Origin of the sequence: Spiroplasma ixodetis (assembly GCF_040369795.1) — a bacterium.
Lineage (GTDB): Bacteria > Bacillota_I > Bacilli_A > Mycoplasmatales > VBWQ01 > Spiroplasma_E > Spiroplasma_E ixodetis_B.
Map to the genome: position 1 here is coordinate 1,166,979 of NZ_AP028955.1, position 26,732 is coordinate 1,193,710.

At 23.8% G+C, this 26,732-nt stretch carries 32 protein-coding genes and 3 pseudogenes; 21 read left to right on the top strand and 14 right to left on the bottom strand.

Annotation, left to right across the window (positions count from 1 at the left end):
• Window positions 1-18 precede the first annotated feature (18 nt).
• Genes ABWV63_RS08220 through ABWV63_RS08230 form a run of 3 tightly spaced genes read left to right on the top strand, consistent with a single transcriptional unit; the run spans window position 19 to window position 3,329 of the window.
• Window positions 19-1,773: a DUF2779 domain-containing protein gene (locus ABWV63_RS08220; RefSeq protein ID WP_353305957.1), complete on the top strand. Its 1,755-nt coding sequence runs from the start codon at window positions 19-21 to the stop codon at window positions 1,771-1,773.
• Complete coding sequence (gene fmt, locus ABWV63_RS08225; RefSeq protein WP_353305958.1) at window positions 1,760-2,707, top strand: methionyl-tRNA formyltransferase; 948 nt, start codon at window positions 1,760-1,762, stop codon at window positions 2,705-2,707. Before ABWV63_RS08220 ends, fmt begins: the two co-directional genes overlap by 14 nt.
• A gap of 40 nt (window positions 2,708-2,747) precedes the next feature.
• Window positions 2,748-3,329, top strand: coding sequence for a hypothetical protein (locus tag ABWV63_RS08230; protein WP_353305959.1), 582 nt, complete (start codon window positions 2,748-2,750; stop codon window positions 3,327-3,329).
• Window positions 3,330-3,691: 362 nt separating this feature from the next.
• On the opposite strand, the pseudogene ABWV63_RS08235 reads toward ABWV63_RS08230, so the two are convergent.
• The 3 genes and pseudogenes from ABWV63_RS08235 to ABWV63_RS08245 all read right to left on the bottom strand — a co-directional run.
• Window positions 3,692-3,982: pseudogene (locus ABWV63_RS08235) on the bottom strand (transposase); the annotation flags it as partial.
• Window positions 3,983-4,025: 43 nt separating this feature from the next.
• Window positions 4,026-5,263 (bottom strand): annotated as a pseudogene (locus ABWV63_RS08240) (IS256 family transposase).
• An 82-nt stretch (window positions 5,264-5,345) separates the two neighbouring features.
• Window positions 5,346-5,939 (bottom strand): IS630 transposase-related protein, encoded by a 594-nt coding sequence (locus ABWV63_RS08245; RefSeq protein ID WP_353305960.1) that lies wholly within the window; start codon window positions 5,937-5,939, stop codon window positions 5,346-5,348.
• A 152-nt stretch (window positions 5,940-6,091) separates the two neighbouring features.
• On the opposite strand from ABWV63_RS08245, the gene ABWV63_RS08250 reads away from it, so the two are divergent.
• The 10 genes from ABWV63_RS08250 (at window position 6,092) to ABWV63_RS08295 (ending at window position 11,586) form a co-directional block, all read left to right on the top strand.
• Window positions 6,092-6,442: a transposase family protein gene (locus ABWV63_RS08250; protein WP_353307223.1), complete on the top strand. Its 351-nt coding sequence runs from the start codon at window positions 6,092-6,094 to the stop codon at window positions 6,440-6,442.
• Between the two features lie 337 nt (window positions 6,443-6,779).
• The gene (locus tag ABWV63_RS08255) at window positions 6,780-7,043 is read left to right on the top strand and encodes a hypothetical protein (RefSeq protein ID WP_353305542.1); all 264 of its coding nucleotides are present in this window, start codon (window positions 6,780-6,782) and stop codon (window positions 7,041-7,043) included.
• Window positions 6,986-7,216, top strand: coding sequence for a hypothetical protein (locus ABWV63_RS08260; RefSeq protein ID WP_353305844.1), 231 nt, complete (start codon window positions 6,986-6,988; stop codon window positions 7,214-7,216). Before ABWV63_RS08255 ends, ABWV63_RS08260 begins: the two co-directional genes overlap by 58 nt.
• A 3-nt stretch (window positions 7,217-7,219) precedes the next feature.
• Complete coding sequence (locus tag ABWV63_RS08265; protein ID WP_353305961.1) at window positions 7,220-7,444, top strand: hypothetical protein; 225 nt, start codon at window positions 7,220-7,222, stop codon at window positions 7,442-7,444.
• A gap of 357 nt (window positions 7,445-7,801) precedes the next feature.
• Window positions 7,802-8,179, top strand: a complete 378-nt coding sequence (locus ABWV63_RS08270) for a transposase (protein WP_353305962.1) — start codon at window positions 7,802-7,804, stop codon at window positions 8,177-8,179.
• 289 nt (window positions 8,180-8,468) lie between these two features.
• Window positions 8,469-8,633, top strand: a complete 165-nt coding sequence (locus ABWV63_RS08275) for a hypothetical protein (protein ID WP_353305963.1) — start codon at window positions 8,469-8,471, stop codon at window positions 8,631-8,633.
• A 352-nt stretch (window positions 8,634-8,985) separates the two neighbouring features.
• On the top strand, window positions 8,986-9,462 hold the full coding sequence (locus ABWV63_RS08280; protein WP_353305964.1) for a hypothetical protein: 477 nt from the start codon (window positions 8,986-8,988) through the stop codon (window positions 9,460-9,462).
• 18 nt (window positions 9,463-9,480) lie between these two features.
• Window positions 9,481-9,627 (top strand): hypothetical protein, encoded by a 147-nt coding sequence (locus ABWV63_RS08285; protein ID WP_353305965.1) that lies wholly within the window; start codon window positions 9,481-9,483, stop codon window positions 9,625-9,627.
• 207 nt (window positions 9,628-9,834) lie between these two features.
• Window positions 9,835-10,005, top strand: coding sequence for a hypothetical protein (locus ABWV63_RS08290; protein ID WP_353305966.1), 171 nt, complete (start codon window positions 9,835-9,837; stop codon window positions 10,003-10,005).
• A gap of 345 nt (window positions 10,006-10,350) precedes the next feature.
• Entirely contained in the window at window positions 10,351-11,586 is a 1,236-nt protein-coding gene (locus ABWV63_RS08295; RefSeq protein ID WP_353305967.1) for an IS256 family transposase, read from the top strand.
• Between the two features lie 166 nt (window positions 11,587-11,752).
• Here ABWV63_RS08295 and ABWV63_RS08300 read toward each other — a convergent pair whose 3' ends face one another.
• The 8 genes from ABWV63_RS08300 to ABWV63_RS08335 form a co-directional block, all read right to left on the bottom strand.
• On the bottom strand, window positions 11,753-12,865 hold the full coding sequence (locus ABWV63_RS08300; RefSeq protein WP_353305968.1) for a DnaJ C-terminal domain-containing protein: 1,113 nt from the start codon (window positions 12,863-12,865) through the stop codon (window positions 11,753-11,755).
• Window positions 12,866-12,885: 20 nt separating this feature from the next.
• Window positions 12,886-14,733 carry a molecular chaperone DnaK gene (dnaK, locus tag ABWV63_RS08305; RefSeq protein WP_353305969.1) on the bottom strand — a complete coding sequence of 616 codons (1,848 nt, stop codon included), beginning with the start codon at window positions 14,731-14,733 and terminating at the stop codon, window positions 12,886-12,888.
• 14 nt (window positions 14,734-14,747) lie between these two features.
• Window positions 14,748-15,392, bottom strand: a complete 645-nt coding sequence (locus ABWV63_RS08310; RefSeq protein WP_353305970.1) for a nucleotide exchange factor GrpE — start codon at window positions 15,390-15,392, stop codon at window positions 14,748-14,750.
• A gap of 15 nt (window positions 15,393-15,407) precedes the next feature.
• Window positions 15,408-16,421, bottom strand: coding sequence for a heat-inducible transcriptional repressor HrcA (gene hrcA / locus ABWV63_RS08315; RefSeq protein ID WP_353305971.1), 1,014 nt, complete (start codon window positions 16,419-16,421; stop codon window positions 15,408-15,410).
• A gap of 83 nt (window positions 16,422-16,504) precedes the next feature.
• Window positions 16,505-18,646, bottom strand: coding sequence for an AAA family ATPase (locus tag ABWV63_RS08320; protein WP_353305972.1), 2,142 nt, complete (start codon window positions 18,644-18,646; stop codon window positions 16,505-16,507).
• A 225-nt stretch (window positions 18,647-18,871) separates the two neighbouring features.
• A complete protein-coding gene (locus tag ABWV63_RS08325; protein WP_353305973.1) occupies window positions 18,872-19,363 on the bottom strand; it encodes an IS630 family transposase in 492 nt (163 codons plus the stop codon).
• Between the two features lie 194 nt (window positions 19,364-19,557).
• Window positions 19,558-19,965, bottom strand: coding sequence for a transposase family protein (locus tag ABWV63_RS08330; protein ID WP_353305657.1), 408 nt, complete (start codon window positions 19,963-19,965; stop codon window positions 19,558-19,560).
• Window positions 19,966-19,988: 23 nt separating this feature from the next.
• Window positions 19,989-20,420 carry a transposase family protein gene (locus ABWV63_RS08335; RefSeq protein ID WP_353305974.1) on the bottom strand — a complete coding sequence of 144 codons (432 nt, stop codon included), beginning with the start codon at window positions 20,418-20,420 and terminating at the stop codon, window positions 19,989-19,991.
• Window positions 20,421-20,564: 144 nt separating this feature from the next.
• Here ABWV63_RS08335 and ABWV63_RS08340 point away from each other — a divergent pair.
• Window positions 20,565-21,803 (top strand): annotated as a pseudogene (locus ABWV63_RS08340) (IS256 family transposase).
• Window positions 21,804-21,830: 27 nt separating this feature from the next.
• On the opposite strand, the gene ABWV63_RS08345 reads toward ABWV63_RS08340, so the two are convergent.
• Entirely contained in the window at window positions 21,831-22,241 is a 411-nt protein-coding gene (locus tag ABWV63_RS08345) for a transposase (protein WP_353305975.1), read from the bottom strand.
• A 153-nt stretch (window positions 22,242-22,394) separates the two neighbouring features.
• On the opposite strand from ABWV63_RS08345, the gene ABWV63_RS08350 reads away from it, so the two are divergent.
• The 7 genes from ABWV63_RS08350 to ABWV63_RS08380 all read left to right on the top strand — a co-directional run bounded on the left by ABWV63_RS08350 (window position 22,395) and on the right by ABWV63_RS08380 (window position 24,891).
• Entirely contained in the window at window positions 22,395-22,568 is a 174-nt protein-coding gene (locus ABWV63_RS08350) for a hypothetical protein (RefSeq protein WP_353305528.1), read from the top strand.
• On the top strand, window positions 22,553-22,831 hold the full coding sequence (locus tag ABWV63_RS08355; protein WP_353305976.1) for a transposase family protein: 279 nt from the start codon (window positions 22,553-22,555) through the stop codon (window positions 22,829-22,831). Before ABWV63_RS08350 ends, ABWV63_RS08355 begins: the two co-directional genes overlap by 16 nt.
• Window positions 22,832-22,838: 7 nt before the next feature.
• A complete protein-coding gene (locus tag ABWV63_RS08360) occupies window positions 22,839-23,246 on the top strand; it encodes a transposase family protein (RefSeq protein WP_353305977.1) in 408 nt (135 codons plus the stop codon).
• 269 nt (window positions 23,247-23,515) lie between these two features.
• Window positions 23,516-23,881 (top strand): transposase, encoded by a 366-nt coding sequence (locus tag ABWV63_RS08365; RefSeq protein WP_353305978.1) that lies wholly within the window; start codon window positions 23,516-23,518, stop codon window positions 23,879-23,881.
• Window positions 23,882-24,038: 157 nt separating this feature from the next.
• Complete coding sequence (locus ABWV63_RS08370; RefSeq protein WP_353305979.1) at window positions 24,039-24,461, top strand: transposase family protein; 423 nt, start codon at window positions 24,039-24,041, stop codon at window positions 24,459-24,461.
• A 23-nt stretch (window positions 24,462-24,484) separates the two neighbouring features.
• The gene (locus ABWV63_RS08375) at window positions 24,485-24,706 is read left to right on the top strand and encodes a transposase (RefSeq protein ID WP_353305980.1); all 222 of its coding nucleotides are present in this window, start codon (window positions 24,485-24,487) and stop codon (window positions 24,704-24,706) included.
• A 38-nt stretch (window positions 24,707-24,744) separates the two neighbouring features.
• Complete coding sequence (locus tag ABWV63_RS08380; protein ID WP_353307224.1) at window positions 24,745-24,891, top strand: hypothetical protein; 147 nt, start codon at window positions 24,745-24,747, stop codon at window positions 24,889-24,891.
• A gap of 228 nt (window positions 24,892-25,119) precedes the next feature.
• On the opposite strand, the gene thiI is transcribed toward ABWV63_RS08380, so the two are convergent.
• Both thiI and ABWV63_RS08390 read right to left on the bottom strand, forming a co-directional pair.
• The gene (thiI, locus tag ABWV63_RS08385) at window positions 25,120-26,118 is read right to left on the bottom strand and encodes a tRNA uracil 4-sulfurtransferase ThiI (protein WP_353305981.1); all 999 of its coding nucleotides are present in this window, start codon (window positions 26,116-26,118) and stop codon (window positions 25,120-25,122) included.
• Between the two features lie 202 nt (window positions 26,119-26,320).
• The gene (locus tag ABWV63_RS08390; protein ID WP_353305982.1) at window positions 26,321-26,731 is read right to left on the bottom strand and encodes a transposase family protein; all 411 of its coding nucleotides are present in this window, start codon (window positions 26,729-26,731) and stop codon (window positions 26,321-26,323) included.
• Window position 26,732: the final 1 nt, after the last annotated feature.

A 26,732-nucleotide genomic window follows, 5' to 3' on the forward strand; every position in this document is an offset into this window, starting at 1 on the left:
GCAATTGGGTGATATGTAATGAAAATTTATAAAGATGATTATAAGCATTTCCGTATTTGTCGCAAACTTTCATGATTTTTAAATGCAAAAAATTATTCTTTAGCTAAGCATTTAATTGAAGAGAAAAAGATAATAAATTTTGTTGAACTAACGAATACTAAAACAAGTAGTAAATTTAAATCTAATTTAATTACTATTTCTGATTTAGATGATGATACATTTGAAAATAATTATAATGAAGAAGATGATTCTGAATTTTATCTTGGTGAAACAATTGCAGATGGTATTGAAACTGGGCACTATGCTCAAGAATATTTTAAAGCAAAATATTCTTATTTTAATTTTGAGTCTGAACCGGGTAATAATGTCATAGAAATTATTAATAATAAAGAGTATGATGTTTTATTTGAACCAAGATTTGAATATCAGGGCTGCGTTACTAAGTGTGATATTTTAAAACGAAATAATGATGGTTGGGATTTAATTGAAGTAAAAGCAGTAACTTGGGTTAAAGAAAAACATATGTGAGATTTACTTTATCAGTATGATATTTTAACCAAATGTGGAATTAAAGTAGTTAATACTTATATTATGTATTTAAATAATAATTATGTTAAGAAAGAAAAAATAGATTTAAATGAATTATTTATTGTTAATGGTTCAACTTGGCAAAAAAGTCCTAATACTAAAAAAATTTTTAGTCTTTTTGAATCAATTCAAGATGAAATTTTAAATAATAATTTGAAATTACAATATGAAAATATTAAGAATATTATTAAAATTAGTGATATTGATGAAATAGTTAAATTATTAACTTTACCTTATTGTCATGAAAATAGTAATCAATTTTGTACTCATATTTTTAAATATTTTTCTATTCATAATACTATTTTTGAATTATATCGTTTAAGAAAAACTAAGAAAGCATTGTGATATTATGAAGAAGATTTGTTAGAAATTAATGATGAAAGATTATTACCATTTTTAACAAAGTCTAATTTACATTTAAGACAATATGATGTAATTAAAAATGGTGAAAAATTAATTGATGGCAATAAATTTGTTGATTTAAAAATTCAATACAAAAAGTACCAATATCCAATTTATATGTATGATTTTGAGACTATGAAATCTGCAATACCTAAGTTTAAAAATAGTAAACCATATCAGCAAATTCCTTTTCAATACTCTGTCCATGTATTATTAGCACCAGATTTTAATTTTAAAACTTATAAATCAATTAAACATTATGAATTTTTACCAGATGGCAATGATGATCCAAGAGAAATGTTAACAAAAAAATTATGTCATGATTTAATTAATATTCATGGTAAGGGTACGTATGTTGCTTATAATCAATCATTTGAGAAATCTGTTCTTAAAAAATTAACTTATTATTATCCTCAATATAAAAATAAATTATCATTAATCCATGATGGTACTATTGATTTACAAGATTTTTTTAAAGAATTTAAAATTTATAAAGAACAGTTTTATGGTTCTCTTTCAATTAAAAAAACTTTACCAGCATTTGAACCTTCCTTTTCTTATGAAGGATTAGTTATTAAAAAAGGAGATATGGCATCAGAAATTTTTCGTAGAAGAGTTGAAAATAACATTAGTTTAACTAATTGAATTCATAATTTTCGTGAAAATATGTTAAAATATTGTGCTCAAGATACTTTAGGTATGGTATTATTATTCTGACATGTAAAAAATATTATTGAAATGTACAAAGCAAAAATTGAGGGCGAAAATTATGAAAAAATTTAAAATTTTATTTATGGGTTCTTCTTTTTTTTCTGAAAATATTTTAAAAACATTGTTAATAACAATGAAAAATGAAGTTGAAATAGTTGGTGTTGTTTGTCAGCCAGATCGTAAAATTGGTCGTAAACAAGAAGTTGCTCCTTTAGCAATTAAACAATTGGCAGAAGAATATCAAATACCTGTTTTCCAACCCGAAAATATTATTGAAAGTTTAAAAGGTTTACAATTATTAAATATTGATGTTATTCTTACTTGTGCTTATGGTCAATTTTTACCAAAAGCAATTTTAAATTTACCAAAATATAAATGTTTAAATATTCATGCTTCACTATTACCATCATTGCGTGGTGGTGCTCCTATTCAATGAGCAATTATTAATGGATTACAAACTACTGGTATTACATTAATGAAAATGGTAAGTAAAATGGATGCAGGGGCAATTTATGTTCAAGAACAAGTTTCAATTGGTATTGAGGATACATATACTTCTTTAGTTAATAATTTGATAACTTTAGCACAAAATATGTTAATAAAATATTTATTAAAAATCATTAATAATGAAATACAAGAGCAAGAACAAGATGAAAATAAAGTAACTTTTGGTTTAAATATTAAAAGAAGTGATGAAAAAATTAATTGAAATCTTTCAGCACAATTAATTTCATGTCATGTTCGTGGATTGTATAATACACCAATCGCTTATACTACGTTGAATGATAATATATACAAAATTCATCAAGTAGCATTAACTAATGAATTATCAAATGCTCTGCCAGGAACGATTTTTGCAATAAATAAATTAGGTATTATTGTTGCCACTAAAACTAATAACATAGTAATTAAGGTTATTCAACCAGCAGGTAAAAAAGAAATTATAGCAGCTTGTTACTATGGTTCTAAAATTAATCCAATTGCAATTGGTTTTATCTTTAAATAGTAAAAAAAACTAATATTTTTTGGTAATCTAGGAGGAAAATATGTATCGTTTTCGCTCAATTAAATATTTAGCAATGACTGGTATTATTACTGGTTTATTAGTAACAATTGGTTATTGTTCAACTTTTCTTTTTGGTTGAGCAATTACTAGTTTATTTGGTGGAAATTCTACTTTGCAATTATTTGATGCTGTTTTTATTCCGTTTTGTGCTTTTTTTGAAGGTCCAATGCTGTTATTTGCAGGACCAATTGCGGGTGGTATTTTTGATTTAATTAGTGGTGTTAAAATTGTGGTTATTCCTATTACAATTTTTATTAGAATTTTAATGTTTTTTGTTATTAAGTTATTAATTAATAAATCTTGATTAAGTACTATTTATACTTTCTTTTTTGCTGATATTTTATTACTTATTTACCCATTGTCTTATTTAGTAATTTATCAAGATTATGCTATTACAGTTAATGAATTAATTACTGATAGTATTCAAGCTATCTTCGCTTATTTTGTTGCTGTTCCACTTTATTATACTCTTAGTAAAAATAAAATTAGATCAAATTATAGTTTTTGAAATGATCAAGAATTTGATTATTTAAAAAATAAAAAAATAACTGTTTTAAAATAGTTTGCTTATTATCAATTATTGATATCTAATATAGACAATATCGTATAATTTTATAAACTTAATATAAGTTTATACCCATTTACTTAAGTTTTAAGGTAAAGGGTTTTAATTAAAATAAGGAGAAAAAGGTTTTATGAATAAAAAAATTAAAAAAGTTTTAAAAAAATATCTAAGTTAAAAAAAGTAATTAAAAATCATATAATCGATCCAACACCATCTGAAACAGTTATTGCAACTACTGTTCTTTCTGTTGCTGCTATTAGTGGTATTATAATTGGAGCTGGTGGTGGTGCACCCGTTATTGCTCCTGCGCTTGCTGGTGGTATTGTTGCGGTGGGAACGGTTTCTGCTATGACATATAACTAACTAAAGTAATGTTTACTCATATCTTGAAAAACAAAATAAAAATTTTTTTTAATATTTGGTCAATAATTTGGTAATATTTTTCTTATATTATGTTTTATAGCAAATCAAAAATGTTCAATTGGATTTAAATTAGGAGAATATGGTGGAAGAAATAATAGTTTGCATCCAGCATTTTCAATTAATTGTTGTGTTAATTTAGATTTATGAAACGTTGCATTATCTAAAACTATAATTTGTCCACGCTTTAATACCGGAATTAGTATATTTTTTACATATGATTCAAAAATTTTAGAGGCTTTTTAAAAATCTGTGTATCTTTTTACAAAGTTACTAGTTTAGATTAATTCTATATTCAAATTTTATCATAAAATGAGCAATTCCTGTATTTCAATTTTGAATGGGCAGTGTTCATTTTTTTGTTATATTTTCAATTGCTAAGTAAAATATTTTAAAAACTGCCATATCATTTGGAAAAACTTTTTTATTTCTAATAACTTTTCTTAATTGACTATTAACAGATTCAATAGCATTTGTTGTATAAATCACTCTTTTGATTTCTGCAGGATAACTAATAAAAACCATTAAATTATCTCAATTTTTATATCATGATTTAGCAATTTGAGGATATTGTTTATTTCATTTACTTTCAAAAGATTCTAAAGCTTGCATTGCTTGTTCTTCACTACATGCACTATAAATTGGTTTTAAATCTGTAACTAGTGATTTTCTATGTTTGTATGAAACATATTTTAAACTATTTCTAATTTGATGAACTATGCATAATTGATGTTCGGTTTTAGGATAAACTGATTTTATTGCTTCTGACATTCCTGTTAAATTGTCACTACAAGCAATAAGAATATCATTTAAGCCTCGATTTTTCATTTCTGTGAAATTAGATAATCAAAACTTAGAACCTTCATTTTCACTAATTCATAAACCTAAAACATCTTTTTACCTTCTAAATCAACTCCTAGTGCTATATAAACTGATTTGTTAATAATGCGTTTATCTTGTCGTACTTTAACTACTATACAATCAAAATAAACAATCGGATAAACACTTTCTAATGGCCGATTTTGTCATGCTTTAACATCATCAATAACATCATCAGTAATTTGACTAATAACACTTTCACTAATATCAGCACCATGATATAACTCTTGTAACTGCATTCTAATATCTGATAAAGTCATGCCTTTGGCATATAATGAAAGAACTTGTTGATCAAAACCATCAAATATTCTTTGTCTTTTTGCAACTATTACTGGCTCAAAATTACTATTACGATCTCGTGGTACATTAATCTCAATTTTACCTTGTTGAGTTATTAATTTTTTTGAACTTATACCATTACGAGCATTTTCACTATTATTATGTTGATTTTTTTCATATCCTAAATAATTTTGCATTTCAGAATTCAACATTTTTTCAACTAATCTTTTTGTTAATTCTTTATATAAACCTCCCTCTTTAAAAACTGTTGTTAAATCTTCAGTATTTTCTAGTAATAAATCTACTGCTTTTGATATTGGGTCATTATTATTAATATTTTGTTTTTTAGACATACGTAACTCACTATTTCTAGTTATTTAATTTTATTTACTAGAATTAATTAAACATAGTTATTTTTGTAAGTTACACAGATTACTAAACATTACCTTCAAATGCTCATAGGGCTTTTAATTTACCTTTATTTAGTGAACCAATTATACTCATTCTTTTTATTTTATATGCGGGTTTATTATCAAATAATCTTTTACCTTTTTCAGATCAACCATATTTATAAAATTCATTATCATCAATTCCAGATTCATCAATATATAATACTAAATATTCATTCATTATTTTAGCTATTTCTTTTAAAAAAGCTTCTTGTTTATTTTTATCTCTTTGTTCATATAGAAAAGTTTTTTTATATGTATAATTTAGTTTTTTGAAATAGTTATAAACTGTTTCTTTAGTCATATCACCAAATTTTTCAATTACTTTTTGAACTGTAACATCTTTATTTTGCGCTAAATAATTTTTTAATTCATCTAAATCCTTTATTTTGTGGCTATGTCCTTTTTGATAATTCAAAATTGGTTTTATATGCCCAGTTTCTTTTTTTCTTTTTCTTCATAAGAATAAAGTCTTTCTAGTAATATTGAACACTTTACAAATTTCTTTAATTTTCATGTTTTTACTTTCATAGGCTTCTATTACTTTTCTTCGTAAGTCTTCACTGTATGGTTTTGGCATAATTTAATCTTCCTAATCTATTTTAAATATTGCTGAATTGTACTTTTAAATTCAAAAACTGTTTAAATTACATATTATTATTTTACATTATTTATGAGTAAACATTACTTTAGTTAGCTATATATGACTTTTTTAATAAAAAAATTGTTGATATTTTTGCTGATAATGGAAAAGTACATGATTTTCAAATATTAAAAAATTCAAATCTTGAATTTTCAGAAAAAACAATAATTATTGGTGATTTGGGATATCAAGGAATACAAAATATTTATAAAAATACTGTATTACCAATTAAAAAAACTAAAAATAAAAAATTAACTAAACAAGAAAAAATCTACAATAAAATTATTTCAAAAATTATAATTAAAGTTGAACATGTTTTTGCTTGATTAAAAAGATTCAAAATTTTAATAAATAAATGTAGAAAAAGTATATTTAGACTTATGTACTTAAGATTTAACTTACTTTGTGAAATTTTTAATAAAACAAAACCATTAAAATAAAAAAATATTAAAAATATTTTTTTAAAAATTTAAATTTTTATCAAGTTAATATAAAAATAATATTAACAATTTTTGTGTTTGAAATATAAATTTATTTTTAAAGTATTTTTTTAAAAATATTAACTTCTATAATTATTAACACTAAAAAATTTATAAATATGGTTGATCTGAAAAAGGTAAAAGACTATTTGATAATAAAACCACATATAAAATAAAAAGAATGATTATAATTGGTTCACTAGACATATTCCGTAAATAAATTTTTTAAAAGTCAATTAATAATTTAAAATTTATTTTATAATTTCTTTATTAATAAATTAATAAGGTGTTGATAAAAATGAATTTTGAAAATTTAAAAAAATTAAAAAATGAACAATTTTATAGATATTTTGGTATAAAACGTTTTCATTTTGATGAAATGTTAACAAAATTAATTGAAATAGAAAATTTAAAAAAAACTAAAGGTAGAAAATATAAACTTTCAGTTGAAGAAAGATTGATGATGACTTTAGTATACTGAAAAGAATATTATACTTTTTCCAAATGAGTATTAAATATAAAATGAGTGCATCAAGTTGTTTTCGAAATATTACTTGAGTAGAAAATAAACTTAGTGATGACAAAGATTATCAGTTTTTAAAAACAAAATATAAATCAAAAATTGAGAAAAAACAAGAAGATTTAAATGAATTTCAATTTTATTTAATTGATTCAACTGAAATTGAAATTGAAAGACCAACTAAAAAAACTACAGTTAGAATATTTTTCTGGTAAAAGTTGAATGTTTTCTATAAAATTTCAAATTATATATGACTTTTTAATAAAAAAATTGTTGATATTTTTGCTGATAATGGAAAAGTACATGATTTTCAAATATTAAAAAATTCAAATCTTGAATTTTCAGAAAAAACAATAATTATTGGTGATTTGGGATATCAAGGAATACAAAATATTTATAAAAATACTATATTACCAATTAAAAAACTAAAAATAAAAAATTAACTAAACAAGAAAAAATCTACAATAAAATTATTTCAAAAATTATAATTAAAGTTGAACATGTTTTTGCTTGATTAAAAAGATTCAAAATTTTAATAAATAAATGTAGAAAAAGTATATTTAGACTTATGTACTTAAGATTTAACTTACTTTGTGAAATTTTTAATAAAACAAAACCATTAAAATAAAAAAATATTAAAAATATTTTTTTAAAAATTTAAATTTTTATCAAGTTAATATAAAAATAATATTAACAATTTTTGTGTTTGAAATATAAATTTATTTTTAAAGTATTTTTTTAAAAATATTAACTTCTATAATTATTAACACTAAAAAATTTATAAATATTATTATTGACAATTGATTAAATTTATTTACGGAATATGTCTACTAAATAAAGGTAAATTAAAAGCCCTACGAGCATTTGAAGGACATTTCAACAGTAAAATTTTTGAATCATATGTAAAAAATATACTAATTCCAGTATTAAAGCGTGGACAAATTATAGTTTTAGATAATGCAACGTTTCATAAATCTAAATTAACACAACAATTAATTGAAAATGCTGGATGCAAACTATTATTTCTTCCACCATATTCTCGTAATTTAAATCCAATTGAACATTTTTGATTTGCTATAAAACATAATATAAGAAAAATATTACCAAATTATTGACCAAATATTAAAAAAGCGATTGATTTTGTTTTTCAATATATGAGTAAACATTACTTTAGTTAGCTATATGATTCTGATATTCAACAAAAAATATGTTATATTGTTATTAATTTAATAAATGTTCATTACTAATATATATTTTATTATTTATTTATATTATTTTTTTTATTAAATTATTTAGTTAAATAAACATATTTTATTTTATAGATTAGAAAGAGAGAAATAAAAATGCCTAATAACAAAAAAGAAAAAAATCTAATTTGTCTTTATCTGAGTTAGAAATTAATAATAATGAACTAGAAAATAATATGAAACCAGAATCTCCCAAGAAAGATAAAGATGTTACAAAAAAATGTTGGTAAAACAGTTAAAAAAAAACTTAATTTTTATAGTTCCTCCCGTTGTTGCAACAACAATAATATTAACAGGTGGTAGTGCAGCAACAGGTTCTGCTGTTGCTGCGAATACTACTATTGAAAACAAAATAAGAAATAATAAAACAAAAAAAGGAAGTTAAAAAAATCAAAAAAGAGAAGAACAAGAAAAACTAAATAATAAATCTAATAGAGAACCATTGTCTGAATTAAATCCAAACATTAATAATTTTAATAATGATATGTTATCGGTTGTTAATAATTTAGAAACTAATGCAACGCCTCTTTTACGTACTGAATCAGTAACAAGACTTTAAAAAAAATTTTATAGATTAGAAAGAGAGAAATAAAACTGCCTGATTTTAAAAGATTGAATTCAAATGTGTCTTCATCATCTGAACAAGAAATTAATGATAATAAAAAAGTAAAGAAGTCTAGTGGAATACCATCACTAAAGAAAATTGCAACTAATGTTGAAAAACAATTTTAAAAAATATGCCTATTATAGGACCTGTTGCAGTTGGTGGAGGATTACTATTAAAAGGCGCTCCTGTAATAGGAGCACTAGCAGCAACAGCATCAACTGCTGTTTTCACTTCTATTGCTGATAGAAAACTAGAAACTAATAAAGCAAAAAAAGAAAATAAACAAAAAAATGAAATATTTAAAGAAGAACAAATGGAATGTTTCAAATCAAAATTAGCAAGTCAAAAAGCACAATATGATTATGAAAGAAAAACATTTGAAGCGGGACTGCTTGAAAAAGAAGTAGAAAACAAAAAATTAAAAATTGAATTAAAAATGTTAGATGATCATTTGGAAAAACTAAATAATAAATCTAATAGAGAACCATTGTCTGAATTAAATCCCAATATTAATCAGTTTAATAATAAAATAGTATTATGTGCTAATAGTTTAGAAGCGAATATAAATAATGGTGATAAAACAACATTAAAACCTAGTTTAGATTAAAGGAAAGGTAGAAAAATTATGTTTGGATGATTAGATGATATTGCTAAAGGTATAGAAGATATTGGAAATGATATTGGTAAAGGTGTAGAAGGTGTTATATCAGATATTGGTTCGGGTGTAGAAGATATTGAATTGGATATTAGTGGCATTTGAGAAGATATTTAAAAAGGATTTGAGGATTTTACAAAAGACATAGGAAATTTTTTTGAAAAAGGTTGACAAGGGATAGAATCATTTTTTAGTGATTTATTTGAAGGATTAGACTTTTTACTTTATACTGTACCAATAGTTATTGGAGGAGCAATTGCTGCTGCGATAAGTGTCAAGATTTATAAGGTAATAACTAAACTACAAAAAGATAAACTAGTACGAATGAATCTTAAAGATGCACAACGTCAAAGAAAACTTAATAAAAAAAATATTCCTTTATTAGGAACACTTAGTGATAAAATTGTAAAAAGTAAAAATAAAAAAAGAGAAGATAAACTGCAAGACGCAGAAAATAAATTAAAAAATTTAAAAGCAAAAAATCAAAAATTATAAGAAAAAGAACTTAATAAACAAGTTAAAATAGCTAAAAAGTTAAAAAAAATTAATAATTTTCAAAATGAAGTAAATGATAGTGAACCATTAATTACTAGATATAAGAGGCTTTTTAAAAATCTGTGTATCTTTTTACAAAGTTACTAGTTTAGATTAATTCTATCTTCAAATTTTATCATAAAATGAGCAATTGCTGTATTTCAATTTTGAATCGGCATTGTTCATTTTTTTGTTATATTTTCAATTGCTAAGGTAATGTTTAGTAATATGTGTAACTTACAAAAATAACTATGTTTAATTAATTCTAGTAAATAAAATTAAATAACTATAAAGAGTGAGTTACTTATGTCTAAAAAAAATATTAATAATAATGATCCAATATCAAAAGCAGTAGATTTATTACTAGAAAATACTGAAGATTTAACAACAGTTTTTAAAGAGGGATGTTTATATAAAGAATTAACAAAAAGATTAGTTGAAAAAATGTTGAATTCTGAAATTCAAAATTATTTAGGATATAAAAAAAATCAACATAATACTAGTGAAAATGCTCGCAATGGTATAAATTCAAAAAAATTAATAACCCAACAAGGTAAAATTGAGATTAATGTACCACGAGATCGTAATAGTAATTTTGAGCCAGTAATAGTTGCAAAAAGACAAAGAAGATTTGATGGTTTTGATCAACAATTTCTTTCATTATATGCCAAAGGCATGACTTTATCAGATATTAGAATGCAGTTACAAGAGTTATATCATGGTGCTGATATTAGTGAAAGTTTTATTAGTCAAATTACTGATGATGTTATTGATGATGTTAAAGCATGACAAAATCAGCCATTAGAAAGTGTTTATCCGATTGTTTATTTTGATTGTATAGTAGTTAAAGTACGACAAGATAAACGCATTATTAACAAATCAGTTTATATAGCACTAGGAGTTGATTTAGAAGGTAAAAAAGATGTTTTAGGTTTATGAATTAGCAAAAATGAAGGTTCTAAGTTTTGATTATCTAATTTCACAGAAATGAAAAATCAAGGCTTAAATGATATTCTTATTGCTTGTAGTGACAATTTAACAGGAATGTCAGAAGCAATAAAATCAGTTTATCCTAAAACCGAACATCAATTATGCATAGTTCATCAAATTAGAAATAGTTTAAAATATGTTTCATACAAACATAGAAAATCACTAGTTACAGATTTAAAACCAATTTATAGTGCATGTAGTGAAGAACAAGCAATGCAAGCTTTAGAATCTTTTGAAAGTAAATGAAATAAACAATATCCTCAAATTGCTAAATCATGATATAAAAATTGAGATAATTTAATGGTTTTTATTAGTTATCCTGCAGAAATCAAAAGAGTGATTTATACAACAAATGCTATTGAATCTGTTAATAGTCAATTACGAAAAGTTATTAGAAATAAAAAAGTTTTTCCAAATGATATGGCAGTTTTTAAAATATTTTACTTAGCAATTGAAAATATAACAAAAAAATGAACAATACCCATTCAAAATTGAAATACAGCAATTGCTCATTTTATGATAAAATTTGAAGATAGAATTAATCTAAACTAGTAACTTTGTAAAAAGATACACAGATTTTTAAAAAGCCTCTTTAAATTATTGACTAAATATTAAAAAAGCGATTGATTTTGTTTTTCAATATATGAGTAAACATTACTTTAGTTAGCTATATATAAAAAATAAGAACATATGTTCTTATTTTTTATATATTAATTTATTAAATTCTTTTTATTGCACTATTAACAAAATCTTCATTTGGATCAAATTTAGTTTTGTTATTAATATTTCATAATTTTTCTTGTTCTGTTTTAGTAACTTTATTAGGCATTTGTATATCAAGAATAACATGTAAATCACCACGTTTACTACTATTAGGGTAATAGAATCCTTGATTTTTTAAAGTAATTTTGTCACCGTATTGTAGTCCTAATGGTAATTTATGTTTAATTATTCCTTCAAAGGTAGGAATCATAATAATATTTCCCAAAATAATATCTAAGTAAGATACTGGTAATTTAATATACATATCACTACCTTGACGATCTAAGAAAGCGTGTCGCTTAATATTAATACCAACAAATAAATCGCCTTGAGTGCCACCGTTATGACCAATTTTACCTTTACCTTTAATTCTAATTTGTTGACCATCAAAAATACTGCGAGGAATATCAAATTCTAATTTTTGATATTCAATATAATAGCGATGTCCTTTGCATTTTAAACATTTTTGACGAATAATTTTACCAAGTCCTTGACATTGGTTGCAAACACCTTGATGTCTAAACATACCTAATGGTGATTGTTGAACATATTCAAGAACTCCTTTACCTTTGCATTTATCACATGTACTAATATCATTAGGAGTTCTAGCGCCAGTTTCTTTACAATCTTTACAAGCGACATCAATGTTAATACTAACGGTCATTTTTTTTCCAAAGAATACATCGCGATAACTAATTTCAACTTTTGTTAGGATATTATCACCTGGTGTTTTACCATTATAGCGTTGTTGTTGTCTTCTATTACCACCAAATAAGTCACCAAATAAGTCACCAAATGCTGAACTAAAGTCACCGAAACCACCGAAACCAGAAGAACTGCCAACTCCAGGCATATCATGACCAAATTGATCATATTTTGCTCTCTCATTAGTATCGGATAAAACTTGATAAGCTTCGCTTATTTCTTTAAATCGAGTTTCATCACCACCGCTTGGTGAATCAGGATGATATTTTTTTGCAAGCGTACGAAACGCTTTCTTAATTTCATCTGGAGTAGCATTACGTGAAACTCCTAAAATTTCATAATAATCACGTTTTTTACTTGCCATTTTGTCCACCTCTAATTATTTTATTTAGTTGTTGCGTCAACATCAATAACATCATCACTTTTATTATCATCTTTTTTAATATGATCTGTTGGTTCTTGTTTTTGTTGGTTCATAAATTGTTGTGCAGCAGCAAACGCTTGTTTTAATTGTTCTAGTTTTTCTTTTAAATCATCATATTTTTTTTCATCTAGTGATTTTTGTAAGTCATCACGTAGTTTTTTCATTTCAGCAATTTGCGGATTTTCTGCTTCACCTTCTTTTGCTGATTTAGTAACTTCAGCAGTCATTTTATCAATATCATAAATATAGGCTTGTGCTTGATTAGATAATTCAATTTCTTCTTTATGTTTTTCATCGTTTTCACGATTCTTTTCAGCATCTTGTACCATTTTTTCAATTTCGTCTTTACTTAAAGTACCGCTATTGCTGATAGTAATTTTTTGTTCTTTATTAGTTTTTAGATCTTTAGCACTAACAGATACAATACCATTAACATCGATATCAAAAGTAACTTCAATTTGTGGAACACCTCTTGGTGCTGGTTCGATACCACTTAATTGGAAACGACCTAGTGAATGATTATCTTTAGCTAGTGGACGTTCTCCTTGTAAAACACTAATATCAACAGCGGGTTGATTGTCTTCAGCAGTTGAAAATACTTGTGACTTTTTAGTAGGAACAGTAGTATTACGAGAAATTAATGGTGTCATTACTCCTCCTAAAGTTTCAATACCTAATGATAAAGGAGTTACATCTAATAGTAAAACGTCAGTAACATCACCCGATAATACCCCTCCTTGAATAGCAGCACCTAAAGCTACTACTTCATCAGGGTTAACACCACGATGTGGTTCTTTACCAATTTCGTTTTTAATAACTTCTTGCACAGCCGGGATTCTTGTTGAACCACCAACTAAAATAACTTCATCAATTTCATTTTTGCTTAATTTAGCTTCTTTTAAGGCATCACGAACAGGAGCAATAGTTCTTTCAACTAGTGAATTTGTTAGTTCATTAAATTTGGCACGTGTTAATTTTTCATTTAAATGTAATGGACCTGAGGCATTCATTGAAATAAACGGTAATGAAATATCAGCTTGTACTACTCCTGATAAGTCTTTTTTAGCTTTTTCAGCAGTATCTTTTAAACGTTGCATTGCCATTTTATCTTTTGATAAGTCAACACCATTACTTTTTTTGAATTCACTAACTAAATGTTGAACAATTAAGTCATCAAAGTCATCACCACCAAGTTTGTTATCACCACTAGTTGATAATACTTCAAATGTTCCACCCGCTAATTCTAGAACTGAAACGTCAAATGTTCCACCACCTAAGTCAAATACTAAAATTTTGTGATCTTTATCTTGTTTATCTAAACCATAAGCAATGGCAGCAGCAGTTGGTTCGTTAATAATTCTTTCTACTTTTAATCCCGCAATAATCCCTGCATTTTTAGTAGCTTCACGTTGTTCATTGTTAAAGTAAGCAGGAACAGTAATGACTGCTTTTGATATTTTTTTACCTAGTTTTGATTCAGCAAAGGTTTTAATAGTGCGTAAAATTTCTGCAGACACTTCTTCTGGTTTACGTGTTTTAGTAGAGGCTTTAACTGTTTCTTTAGTTCCCATAATTCTTTTAATTGAACTAACAGTATTATCTGGATCAGTAATAGCTTGACGTTTAGCAACTTCACCGACCATAATTTGACCATCTTTGTAAGCAACAACTGATGGTGTTGTTCTTCCACCTTCGGCATTTTCAATAACTTTTGGCTTATCACCTTCCATTACGGCAACACATGAATTAGTTGTTCCTAGATCGATTCCTAAAATGATTTCTTTATTTGTTGTTTTATTTGTAGACATAATATTTTCACTCCTTAATTTTTCTTTGTTTCTGTTTTTTCTTCTTTAGTTTGAAAAACTTTAACTTTAGTGGTGCTAATGACACGATTATGCAATTCATAACCATTAACTATAACTTCAACAATAGTATTATTTTTTACATTTTGATAAACATTGTTTGTATTATCATTAATAATTTCTACTGCCTCATGTTGTTGAGAATTAAATTGATCTCCAACTTTAGCAGTAATTTCTTTTAAACCCTCTTTACCAAGTGCTTTAATTAATTCTTCATAGATAAATTTAAAACCAACTAGAAAATTTTGAACAGCTGCATTATCAGTTTTAAAGTTTAGTGCTCGTTGGAAATTTAATAAAGTATGAACTAAATCTTTAATAATTTTTTGATTAGCATATTTAATGTGTTCTTGATTTTGAATTTCTAATTCTTTAATGGTATTTAATCTAGTAGCTAGCATTAATTGCTTTTGCTGTGAATTAATTTTATTAAGTTCTGTTGTTAATTCTTTAATTTTTGTTTCTAATTCGATTTCTTTATTTAATGATATTTTTTCTTCTTCAACACTTACTGGTGTTTCAGTAACAGGAGTTGAAATAGTTGTATCTTTAGTTTCTGTTGCTGATACGTTATCAATGTTATCTTTTTTAGCTTTTGTCATTTTATCATCTCATTTCTATTTAAAGTTTTTAATCAATGTTTGATTAATCCAATTTAGAATTTCAGTTAGTTTTTCATATTCTAAACGTTTAGGTCCAACAATTGCAATTTGTCCTTGTTCACCATCATGAACTTTAAAAGTAGTAGTAATCATTGCCATATCGTTATTTTCATTGCCCAGTTCTTCACCAATTTTAATTTGTAGTTGATTATTATTTAATTGATCAAAATACATTCATGGTGATTGTGATTCAATGAATTTAATAATTGTTTTAACCTTATTAATATCATTAAATTCAGGATTTTCTAACATATATTGAACACCGTGTGTTGTTGATAGTGGTCGTGAGAAATTAATTAAAGTGTTAACAAATCCTTGAATAATATATTCTGATTTTTGTACTTGTTGTTCAAGAATTGGTTTTAATAAATTTACTTTCTCACTAATTTCACTAATTTTAGTACCAATTAATCTGGTGTTAAAAATATCAATAGCAATTGATAAATCGGTTAATGATGTTTCTTGAATATTAAACGTTTTGTTTTGAACATGACCATTACTAGTAATACAAATTGTTAAAGCATTATCATTACTAATCGGTATTAATTCAATTTTCTTTAAAGTATCTTCATTAAGATTAGGGCCAGTAACAATACTAATCAAATTAGTCATTTCACTTAAAATACTACTAGTTTTATTTAATACTTCGGTAATTACTAAGTTACGGTTATTAAATACTTCTGCTATTTTTTTCTTCAAGATTTCTATTTCTTGGTGTTCACCCATATTCATTAAATTATCAACATAATGGCGATAACCTTTTGTTGAAGGAATACGACCACTAGAACTATGTGCTTTTTCTAATAATCCTAATGTTTCTAATTCAACACATTCATTACGAATAGTAGCACTAGAAAAATTAATATTGTTATTATTTTCTAAAATAGTTTTGCTACCAATTGGTAATCCTGTTTTAATATATTTTTCAACAATGATTTTTAAAATTTGTGATTGTCTGTTACTTAACATTGTTCACCACCTTTTTTAGCATTCATTAACATTGAATGCCAATACTTATATAATTATAACTGAGAGTGCAATAATATCAAGACTTAATTGAATTTTATTTTTTTACTGAGAATAAACATATTGTCTTTATTGATAGTAATTACCATTCGTTTGTGGGGTATTAGTTCTTCTTTAATAATAGCTTGTGCGATAATAGTTTCAATATGGTGTTGAATATATCGTTTAATCGGTCGTGCGCCATATTCTTCATCATAAGCATCTTTTAGTATTTTATTAACTACTTCTGATTCATAAGATAATTGTAAATTTTTTTCTTGTCTTAATCGTAATAATAAAGTATCTAATTCTTTAATAATAATTTCTGTTATTACTTTTTTACTTAATGGATTGAAGATAACAATTTCATCAATTCGATTAATAAATTCTGGTCGAAATGATTTTTTTAAGATATTTAATGCTTGTTCTTTACTGTTATCTTTACCACTTAATAGTTCTTGTGAACCAAGATTTGAAGTCATAATAATTATTGCGTTTTTAAAGTCAATTAAGAGACCGTGACTGTCTGTAATTCTACCTTCATCAAGAATTTGTAATAAAATATTTAATACTTCAGGATGGGCTTTTTCGATTTCATCAAAAAGAATGATACTGTAAGGATTTCTTCTTACTTTTTCGGTTAATTGTCCACCATTTTCATAGCCAACATAGCCAGGAGGTGAACCTAGTAATTTGCTAACTGCGTGTTTTTCCATAAATTCTGACATATCAATACGAACCATATTTTTTTCGCTATCAAATAAAATATCAGCTAAGGTTCTGGCAACTTCAGTTTTTCCAACACCGGTTGGACCCAAGAAAATAAATGAACCAATTGGGCGATTGGGATCTTTAATACCAGCACGAGCTCTAATTAAAGCATCACTTACCAACTGTAGGGCATTACTTTGACCTTTAATTCTCGTATTTAAAGTTAAGGGTAATTTTAATAATTTTTCTTTTTCGGTTGCTAATAAACGAGTAACAGGAATGCCGGTTCATTTTGCAACAACTTTTCCAATATCTTCACTAGTAACATCTTCGCGTAGTAAAGGATTATCTTTTTTTATATTTTCACTATCTTTAAGTTCTTTTTCTAAGTTGGGAATAATACTATATTGTAGTTCACCAGCTTTTGTAAAATTACCTGATAATTGATACAATTCTAGTTCTGATTTAGCATTTTCTAATTTATTTTTTAAACTAGTAATATGGTCTAATGCTGACTTTTCTTTGATTCATTTATCTTCTAATTGTTGTAAAGTATTTTTTTTAGTTTTTAATTGTTTATCGACTTCAATTAGTCTTGTTTGCGAGTTTTCATCTTTTTCTTTGCTTAAGGCTGCTTGTTCAATTTTTAATTGTAAGACTTTTCTTCTTATATCATCTAAATCACTAGGAACCGAAGCAATTTCAGTTTTAATACTAGCACAAGCTTCATCAATTAAGTCAATTGCTTTATCAGGTAAGTAACGATCATTAATATATTTATTAGATAGATAAACAGCTTCTCGTAATGCACTATCATGAATTTTTACACCATGATAAGCTTCAAAACGTTCTTTTAAACCACGTAAGATAGCAGTTGTATCTTCTGTTGTTGGTTCTTTAATAATCATCTTACGAAATCTTCGTTCAAGGGCTGCATCTTTTTCAATGTATTGACGATATTCGTCAAGTGTTGTGGCGCCAATACAACGTAGCTCACCACGCGCTAACATTGGTTTTAGTAAATTAGAAGCATCCATTGAACCTTGTGTTCTACCAGCACCAACAATTAAATGTAGTTCATCAATAAATAAAATAATTTTTCCATTAGAATTTTTAATTTGGTTAATAACCGCTTTTAATCGTTCTTCAAACTCACCTTGGAATTTAGCGCCAGCAATTAGTGCTCCCATATCTAGTTCATAAATAATTTTATCTTTTAAGTTACTAGGAACATCACCACGAACAATACGTTGGGCTAAACCTTCAATAATAGCGGTTTTACCAATACCAGGTAAACCGATTAAGACGGGGTTGTTTTTAGTTTTTCGTGAGAGTATTTCTTCTACTTTACGAATATCTTCATAACGTCCAATAATAGGATCCATTTTTCCTGTTTTAGCTTGTACAATTAGATTACGAGCAAATTTATCAAGAATTTTAGGGTCATTACTATAGTTAGAAATTTCATTTAATTGCATAATGTCACTCCTCTTTTTAGCACTATAATTACTTGATTGCTAATCATATTAATATACTAACAAATAAAATTAGCAGTTTCAAGTAGTAACTGCTAATTTTATATTTAATTGACTTAGGGATAATTATTTTCAATTAAAGAAACTTAATATAATATTAATATTTGTGATAGATCTTTTAGGTATTTTAGATGTTAAATATATATTTCTCGTGTAAATAATATATAGCTAACTAAAGTAATGTTTACTCATATATTGAAAAACAAAATCAATCGCTTTTTTAATATTTGGTCAATAATTTGGTAATATTTTTCTTATATTATGTTTTATAGCAAATCAAAAATGTTCAATTGGATTTAAATTAGGAGAATATGGTGGAAGAAATAATAGTTTGCATCCAGCATTTTCAATTAATTGTTGTGTTAATTTAGATTTATGAAACGTTGCATTATCTAAAACTATAATTTGTCCACGCTTTAATACTGGAATTAGTATATTTTTTACATATGATTCAAAAATTTTACTGTTGCAATGTCCTTCAAATGCTCATAGGGCTTTTAATTTACCTTTATTTAGTGAACCAATTATACTCATTCTTTTTATTTTATATGAGGGTTTATTATCAAATAATCTTTTACCTTTTTCAGATCAACCATATTTATAAAATTCATTATCATCAATTCAAGATTCATCAATATATACTAAATCTTCATTAGACATATTCCGTAAATAAATTTAATCAATTGTCAATAATAATATTTATAAATTTTTTAGTGTTAATAATTATAGAAGTTAATATTTTTAAAAAAATACTTTAAAAATAAATTTATATTTCAAACACAAAAATTGTTAATATTATTTTTATATTAACTTGATAAAAATTTAAATTTTTAAAAAATATTTTTAATATTTTTTTATTTTAATGGTTTTGTTTTATTAAAAATTTCACAAAGTAAGTTAAATCTTAAGTACATAAGTCTAAATATACTTTTTCTACATTTATTTATTAAAATTTTGAATCTTTTTAATCAAGCAAAAACATGTTCAACTTTAATTCTAATTTTTGAAATAATTTTATTGTAGATTTTTTCTTGTTTAGTTAATTTTTTATTTTTAGTTTTTTTAATTGGTAATATAGTATTTTTATAAATATTTTGTATTCCTTGATATCCCAAATCACCAATAATTATTGTTTTTTCTGAAAATTCAAGATTTGAATTTTTTAATATTTGAAAATCATGTAATTTTCCATTATCAGCAAAAATATCAACAATTTTGTTATTAAAAAAGTCATATATAATTTGAAATTTTATAGAAAACATTCAACTTTTACCAGAAAAATATTCTAACTGTAGTTTTTTTTAGTTGGTCTTTCAATTTCAATTTCAGTTGAATCAATTAAATAAAATTGAAATTCATTTAAATATTCTTGTTTTTTATCAATTTTTGATTTATATTTTGTTTTTAAAAACTGATAATCTTTGTCATCACTAAGTTTATTTTCTACTCAAGTAATATTTCGAAAACAACTTGATGCACTCATTTTATATTTAATACTCATTTGGAAAAAAGTATAATATTCTTTTCAGTATACTAAAGTCATCATCAATCTTTCTTCAACTGAAAGTTTATATTTTCTACCTTTAGTTTTTTTTAAATTTTCTATTTCAATTAATTTTGTTAACATTTCATCAAAATGAAAACGTTTTATAACAAAATATCTATAAAATTGTTCATTTTTTAATTTTTTTAAATTTTCAAAATTAATTTTTATCAACACCTTATTTTTTTATTAATAAAGAAATTATAAAATAAATTTTAAATTATTAATTGACTTTTAAAAAATTTATTTACGGAATATGTCTAATGTTTAATTAATTCTAGTAAATAAAATTAAATAACTAGAAAGAGTGAGTTACGTATGTCTAAAAAACAAAATATTAATAATAATGATCCAATATCAAAAGCAGTAGATTTATTATTAAAAAATACTGAAGATTTAACAACAGTTTTTAAAGAGGGAGGTTTATATAAAGAATTAACAAAAAGATTAGTTGAAAAAATGTTGAATTTTGAAATGCAAAATTATTTAGGATATGAAAAAAATCAACATAATAATAGTGATAATGCTCGTAATGGTATAAGTTCAAAAAAATTAATAACTCAACAAGGTAAAATTGAGATTAATGTACCACGAGATCGTAATAGTAATTTTGGACCAGTAATAGTTGCAAAAAGACAAAGAAGATTTGATGGTTTTGATCAACAAGTTCTTTCGTTATATGCCAAAGGCATGACTTTATCAGATATTAGAATGCAGTTACAAGAGTTATATCATGGTGCTGATATTAGTGAAAGTGTTATTAGTCAAATTACTGATGATTTTATTGATGATGTTAAAGCATGACAAAATCGGCCATTAGAAAGTGTTTATCCGATTGTTTATTTTGATTGTATAGTAGTTAAAGTACGACAAGATAAACTCATTATTAACAAATCAGTTTATATAGCACTAGGAGTTGATTTAGAAGGTAAAAAAGATATTTTAGGTTTATGAATTAGTGAAAATGAAGGTTCTAAGTTTTGATTATCTAATTTCACAGAAATGAAAAATCGAGGCTTAAATGATATTATTATTGCTTGTAGTGACAATTTAACAGGAATGTCAGAAGCAATACAATCAGTTTATCCTAAAACCAAACATCAATTATGCATAGTTCATCAAATTAGAAATAGTTTAAAATATGTTTCATACAAACATAGAAAATCACTAGTTACAGATTTAAAACCAATTTATAGTGCATGTAGCGAAGAACAAGCAATGCAAGCTTTAGAATCTTTTGAAAGTAAATGAAATAAACAATATCCTCAAATTGCTAAATCATGATATAAAAATTGAGATAATTTAATGGTTTTTATTAGTTATCCTGCAGAAATCAAAAGAGTGATTTATACAACAAATGCTATTGAATCTGTTAATAGTTAATTACGAAAAGTTATTAGAAATAAAAAAGTTTTTCCAAATGATATGGCAGTTTTTAAAATATTTTACTTAGCAATTGAAAATATAACAAAAAAATGAACACTTCCCACTCAAAATTGAAATACAGCAATTGCTCATTTTATGATAAAATTTGAAGATAGAATTAATCTAAACTAGTAACTTTGTAAAAAGATACACAGATTTTTAAAAAGCCTCCTGCATTCTAATATCTGATAAAGTCATGCCTTTGGCATATAACGAAAGAACTTGTTGATCAAAACCATCAAATCTTCTTTGTCTTTTTGCAACTATTACTGGCTCAAAATTACTATTACGATCTCGTGGTACATTAATCTCAATTTTACCTTGTTGAGTTATTAATTTTTTTGAACTTATACCATTACGAGCATTATCACTATTATTATGTTGATTTTTTTCATATCCTAAATAATTTTGCATTTCAGAATTCAACATTTTTTCAACTAATCTTTTTGTTAATTCTTTATACAAACCTCCCTCTTTAAAAACTTTTGTTAAATCTTCAGTATTTTCTAGTAATAAATCTACTGCTTTTGATATTGGATCATTATTATTAATATTTTGTTTTTTAGACATAAGTAACTAACTCTTTCTAGTTATTTAATTTTATTTACTATAATTAATTAAACATAAGACATATTCCGTAAATAAATTTTTTAAAAGTCAATTAATAATTTAAAATTTATTTTATAATTTATTTATTAATAAATTAATAAGGTGTTGATAAAAATGAATTTTGAAAATTTAAAAAAATTAAAAAATGAACAATTTTATAGATATTTTGGTATAAAACGTTTTCATTTTGATGAAATGTTAACAAAATTAATTGAAATAGAAAATTTAAAAAAACTAAAGGTAGAAAATATAAACTTTCAGTTGAAGAAAGATTGATGATGACTTTAGTATACTGAAAAGAATATTATACTTTTTTCCAAATGAGTATTAAATATAAAATGAGTGCATCAAGTTGTTTTCGAAATATTACTTTAGTAGAAAATAAACTTAGTGATGACAAAGATTATCAGTTTTTAAAAACAAAATATAAATCAAAAATTGAGAAAAAACAAGAAGATTTAAATGAATTTCAATTTTATTTAATTGATTCAACTGAAATTGAAATTGAAAGACCAACTAAAAAAACTACAGTTAGAATATTTTTCTGGTAAAAGTTGAATGTTTTCTATAAAATTTCAAATTATATATGACTTTTTTAATAAAAAAATTGTTGATATTTTTGCTGATAATGGAAAAGTACATGATTTTCAAATATTAAAAAATTCAAATCTTGAATTTTCAGAAAAAACAATAATTATTGGTGATTTGGGATATCAAGGAATACAAAATATTTATAAAAATACTATATTACCAATTAAAAAAACTAAAAATAAAAAATTAACTAAACAAGAAAAAATCTACAATAAAATTATTTCAAAAATTATAATTAAAGTTGAACATGTTTTTGCTTGATTAAAAAGATTCAAAATTTTAATAAATAAATGTAGAAAAAGTATATTTAGACTTATGTACTTAAGATTTAACTTACTTTGTGAAATTTTTAATAAAACAAAACCATTAAAATAAAAAAATATTTTTAATATTTTTTTAAAAATTTAAATTTTTATCAAGTTAATATAAAAATAATATTAACAATTTTTGTGTTTGAAATATAAATTTATTTTTAAAGTATTTTTTTAAAAATATTAACTTCTATAATTATTAACACTAAAAAATTTATAAATATTATTATTGACAATTGATTAAATTTATTTACGGAATATGTCTATAGTTATTTTTGTAAGTTACACAGATCACTAAACATTACCAATAAACCCGCATATAAAATAAAAAGAATGAGTATAATTGGTTCACTAAATAAAGGTAAATTAAAAGCCCTATGAGCATTTGAAGGACATTGTAACAGTAAAATTTTTGAATCATATGTAAAAAATATACTAATTCCAGTATTAAAGCGTGGACAAATTATAGTTTTAGATAATGCAACGTTTCATAAATCTAAATTAACACAACAATTAATTGAAAATGCTGGATGCAAACTATTATTTCTTCCGCCATATTCTCCTAATTTAAATCCAATTGAACATTTTTGATTTGCTATAAAACATAATATAAGAAAAATATTACCAAATTATTGGCCAAATATTAAAAAAGCGATTGATTTTATTTTTCAAGATATGAGTAAAGATTACTTTAGTTAGCTATACGTAATTCACTCTTTCTAGTTATTTAATTTTATTTACTAGAATTAATTAAACATAAGACATATTCCGTAAATAAATTTTTTAAAAGTCAATCAATAATTTAAAATTTATTTTATAATTTCTTTATTAATAAATTAATAAGGTGTTGATAAAAATGAATTTTGAAAATTTAAAAAAATTAAAAAATGAACAATTTTATAGATATTTTGGTATAAAACGTTTTCATTTTGATGAAATGTTAACAAAATTAATTGAAATAGAAAATTTAAAAAAAAGTAAAGGTATAAAATATAAACTTTCAGTTGAAGAAAGATTGATGATGACTTTAGTATACTGAAAAGAATATTATACTTTTTTCCAAATGAGTATTAAATATAAAATGAGTGCATCAAGTTGTTTTTGAAATATTACTTGAGTAGAAAATAAACTTAGTGATGACAAAGATTATCAGTTTTTAAAAACAAAATGAAAATCAAAAATTGAGAAAAAACAAGAATATTTAAATGAATTTCAATTTCATTTAATTGATTCAACTGAAATTGAAATTGAAAGACCAACTAAAAAAAACTACAGTTAGAATATTTTTATGGTAAAAGTTGAATGTTTTCTATAAAATTTCAAATTATATATGACTTTTTTAATAAAAAAATTGTTGATATTTTTGCTGATAATGGAAAAGTACATGATTTTCAAATATTAAAAAATTCAAATCTTGAATTTTCAGAAAAAACAATAATTATTGGCGATTTGGGATATCAAGGAATACAAAATATTTATAAAAATACTATATCACCAATTAAAAAACTAAAAATAAAAAATTAACTAAACAAGAAAAAATCTACAATAAAATTATTTCAAAAATTAGAATTAAAGTTGAACATGTTTTTGTTTTATTAAAAAGATTCAAAATTTTAATAAATAAATGTAGAAAAAGTATATTTAGACTTATGCACTTAAGATTTAACTTACTTTTTGAAATTTTTAATAAAACAAAAACATTAAAATAAAAAAATATTAACTTCTATAATTATTAACACTAAAAAATTTATAAATATTATTATTGACAATTGATTAAATTTATTTACGGAATATGTCTATAGTTATTTTTGTAAGTTACACAGATTACTAAACATTACCATAAAAAATAATAAAAAGAGTGAATTTTAACTCTTTTTTTATATTTAAAATAAATAAACTGCAATTTATTAAAACTATTAAATTATTAATAGATTTATTTATATTTTTTCAATATCTTTAAAACTATTTATTAAAATTTGTTCTCAATCAATTATTTGCTTTAAATCATTTTCTAAAAGTTCACATTCTTTAATCTTTGGTTGTGTAACAGGGTTTTTGGGAACAAATAATGAACAACAATCAGCGAATGTTAAAATTGATGTTTCATAAGTACCAATTTTTTTAGCAAGATTAATAATATCAACTTTATCTTCAACAATTAAACTACGCAAAATTGGTAAATTGCTAACAATATTAATAGCATTAATACTTGCTAATGTTTGTGAAGCGACCTGACCAATTGCTTCACCAGTTGCTAATGCTTTAATTTTATATTTTTCTGCAAATAAACTAGCAATTCTAATAAACATTCTACGCATTAAAGTAATACGATAACTTTCTTTCTTAATATGACTTAATTCATTTTGCAAGTTAGTAAAATTGCAAATATATAAATTTTTACTACCGGCATTATAAGGTGCTAAAATTTGAACTAAAGTTTCTACTTTTTTTAATGCTGTTGGTAAAGTAAAAGGTGGAGTAGCGAAATGTAAATATTGAACTTGTAATCCTCGTTTCATTAATTTATATGCTGCTACAGGGGAATCAATACCACCGCTCAATAATAATAATACTTTCCCTGAAATACCTACTGGAAATCCACCAGCACCAATAATTTTATTTGCAAATAAATAAATATCATCCTTATTAACTTTGATATTTATTTTTAAATCATGATTAGTAACATTAACTTTTAAATCTGTTTTCTTTAAAATTATAGAAGCTATAATTTTAACTATTTGTTCTGAATTTAATGAGAAACTCTTATCACTACGACTAACAAAAAGTTTAAATGTTTTAAAATTTGTTAGATCTTGACTTAAAATTAATGATATTACTTTTTCTGATAATATTTCCATATTTTTGGCCATTCTAAAAGCAGGTGATAATGAACTAATACCAAATATTTTCACCAAAATATTAATAACATCATTCATTAGACATATTCCGTAAATAAATTTAATCAATTGTCAATAATAATATTTATAAATTTTTTAGTGTTAATAATTATAGAAGTTAATATTTTTAAAAAAATACTTTAAAAATAAATTTATATTTCAAACACAAAAATTGTTAATATTATTTTTATATTAACTTGATAAAAATTTAAATTTTTAAAAAAATATTAAAAATATTTTTTTATTTTAATGGTTTTGTTTTATTAAAAATTTCACAAAGTAAGTTAAATCTTAAGTACATAAGTCTAAATATACTTTTTCTACATTTATTTATTAAAATTTTGAATCTTTTTAATCAAGCAAAAACATGTTCAACTTTAATTCTAATTTTTGAAATAATTTTTTTGTAGATTTTTTCTTGTTTAGTTAATTTTTTATTTTTAGTTTTTTTAATTGGTAATATAGTATTTTTATAAATATTTTGTATTCCTTGATATCCCAAATCACCAATAATTATTGTTTTTTCTGAAAATTCAAGATTTGAATTTTTTAATATTTGAAAATCATGTACTTTTCCATTATCAGCAAAAATATCAACAATTTTTTTATTAAAAAGTCATATATAATTTGAAATTTTATAGAAAACATTCAAC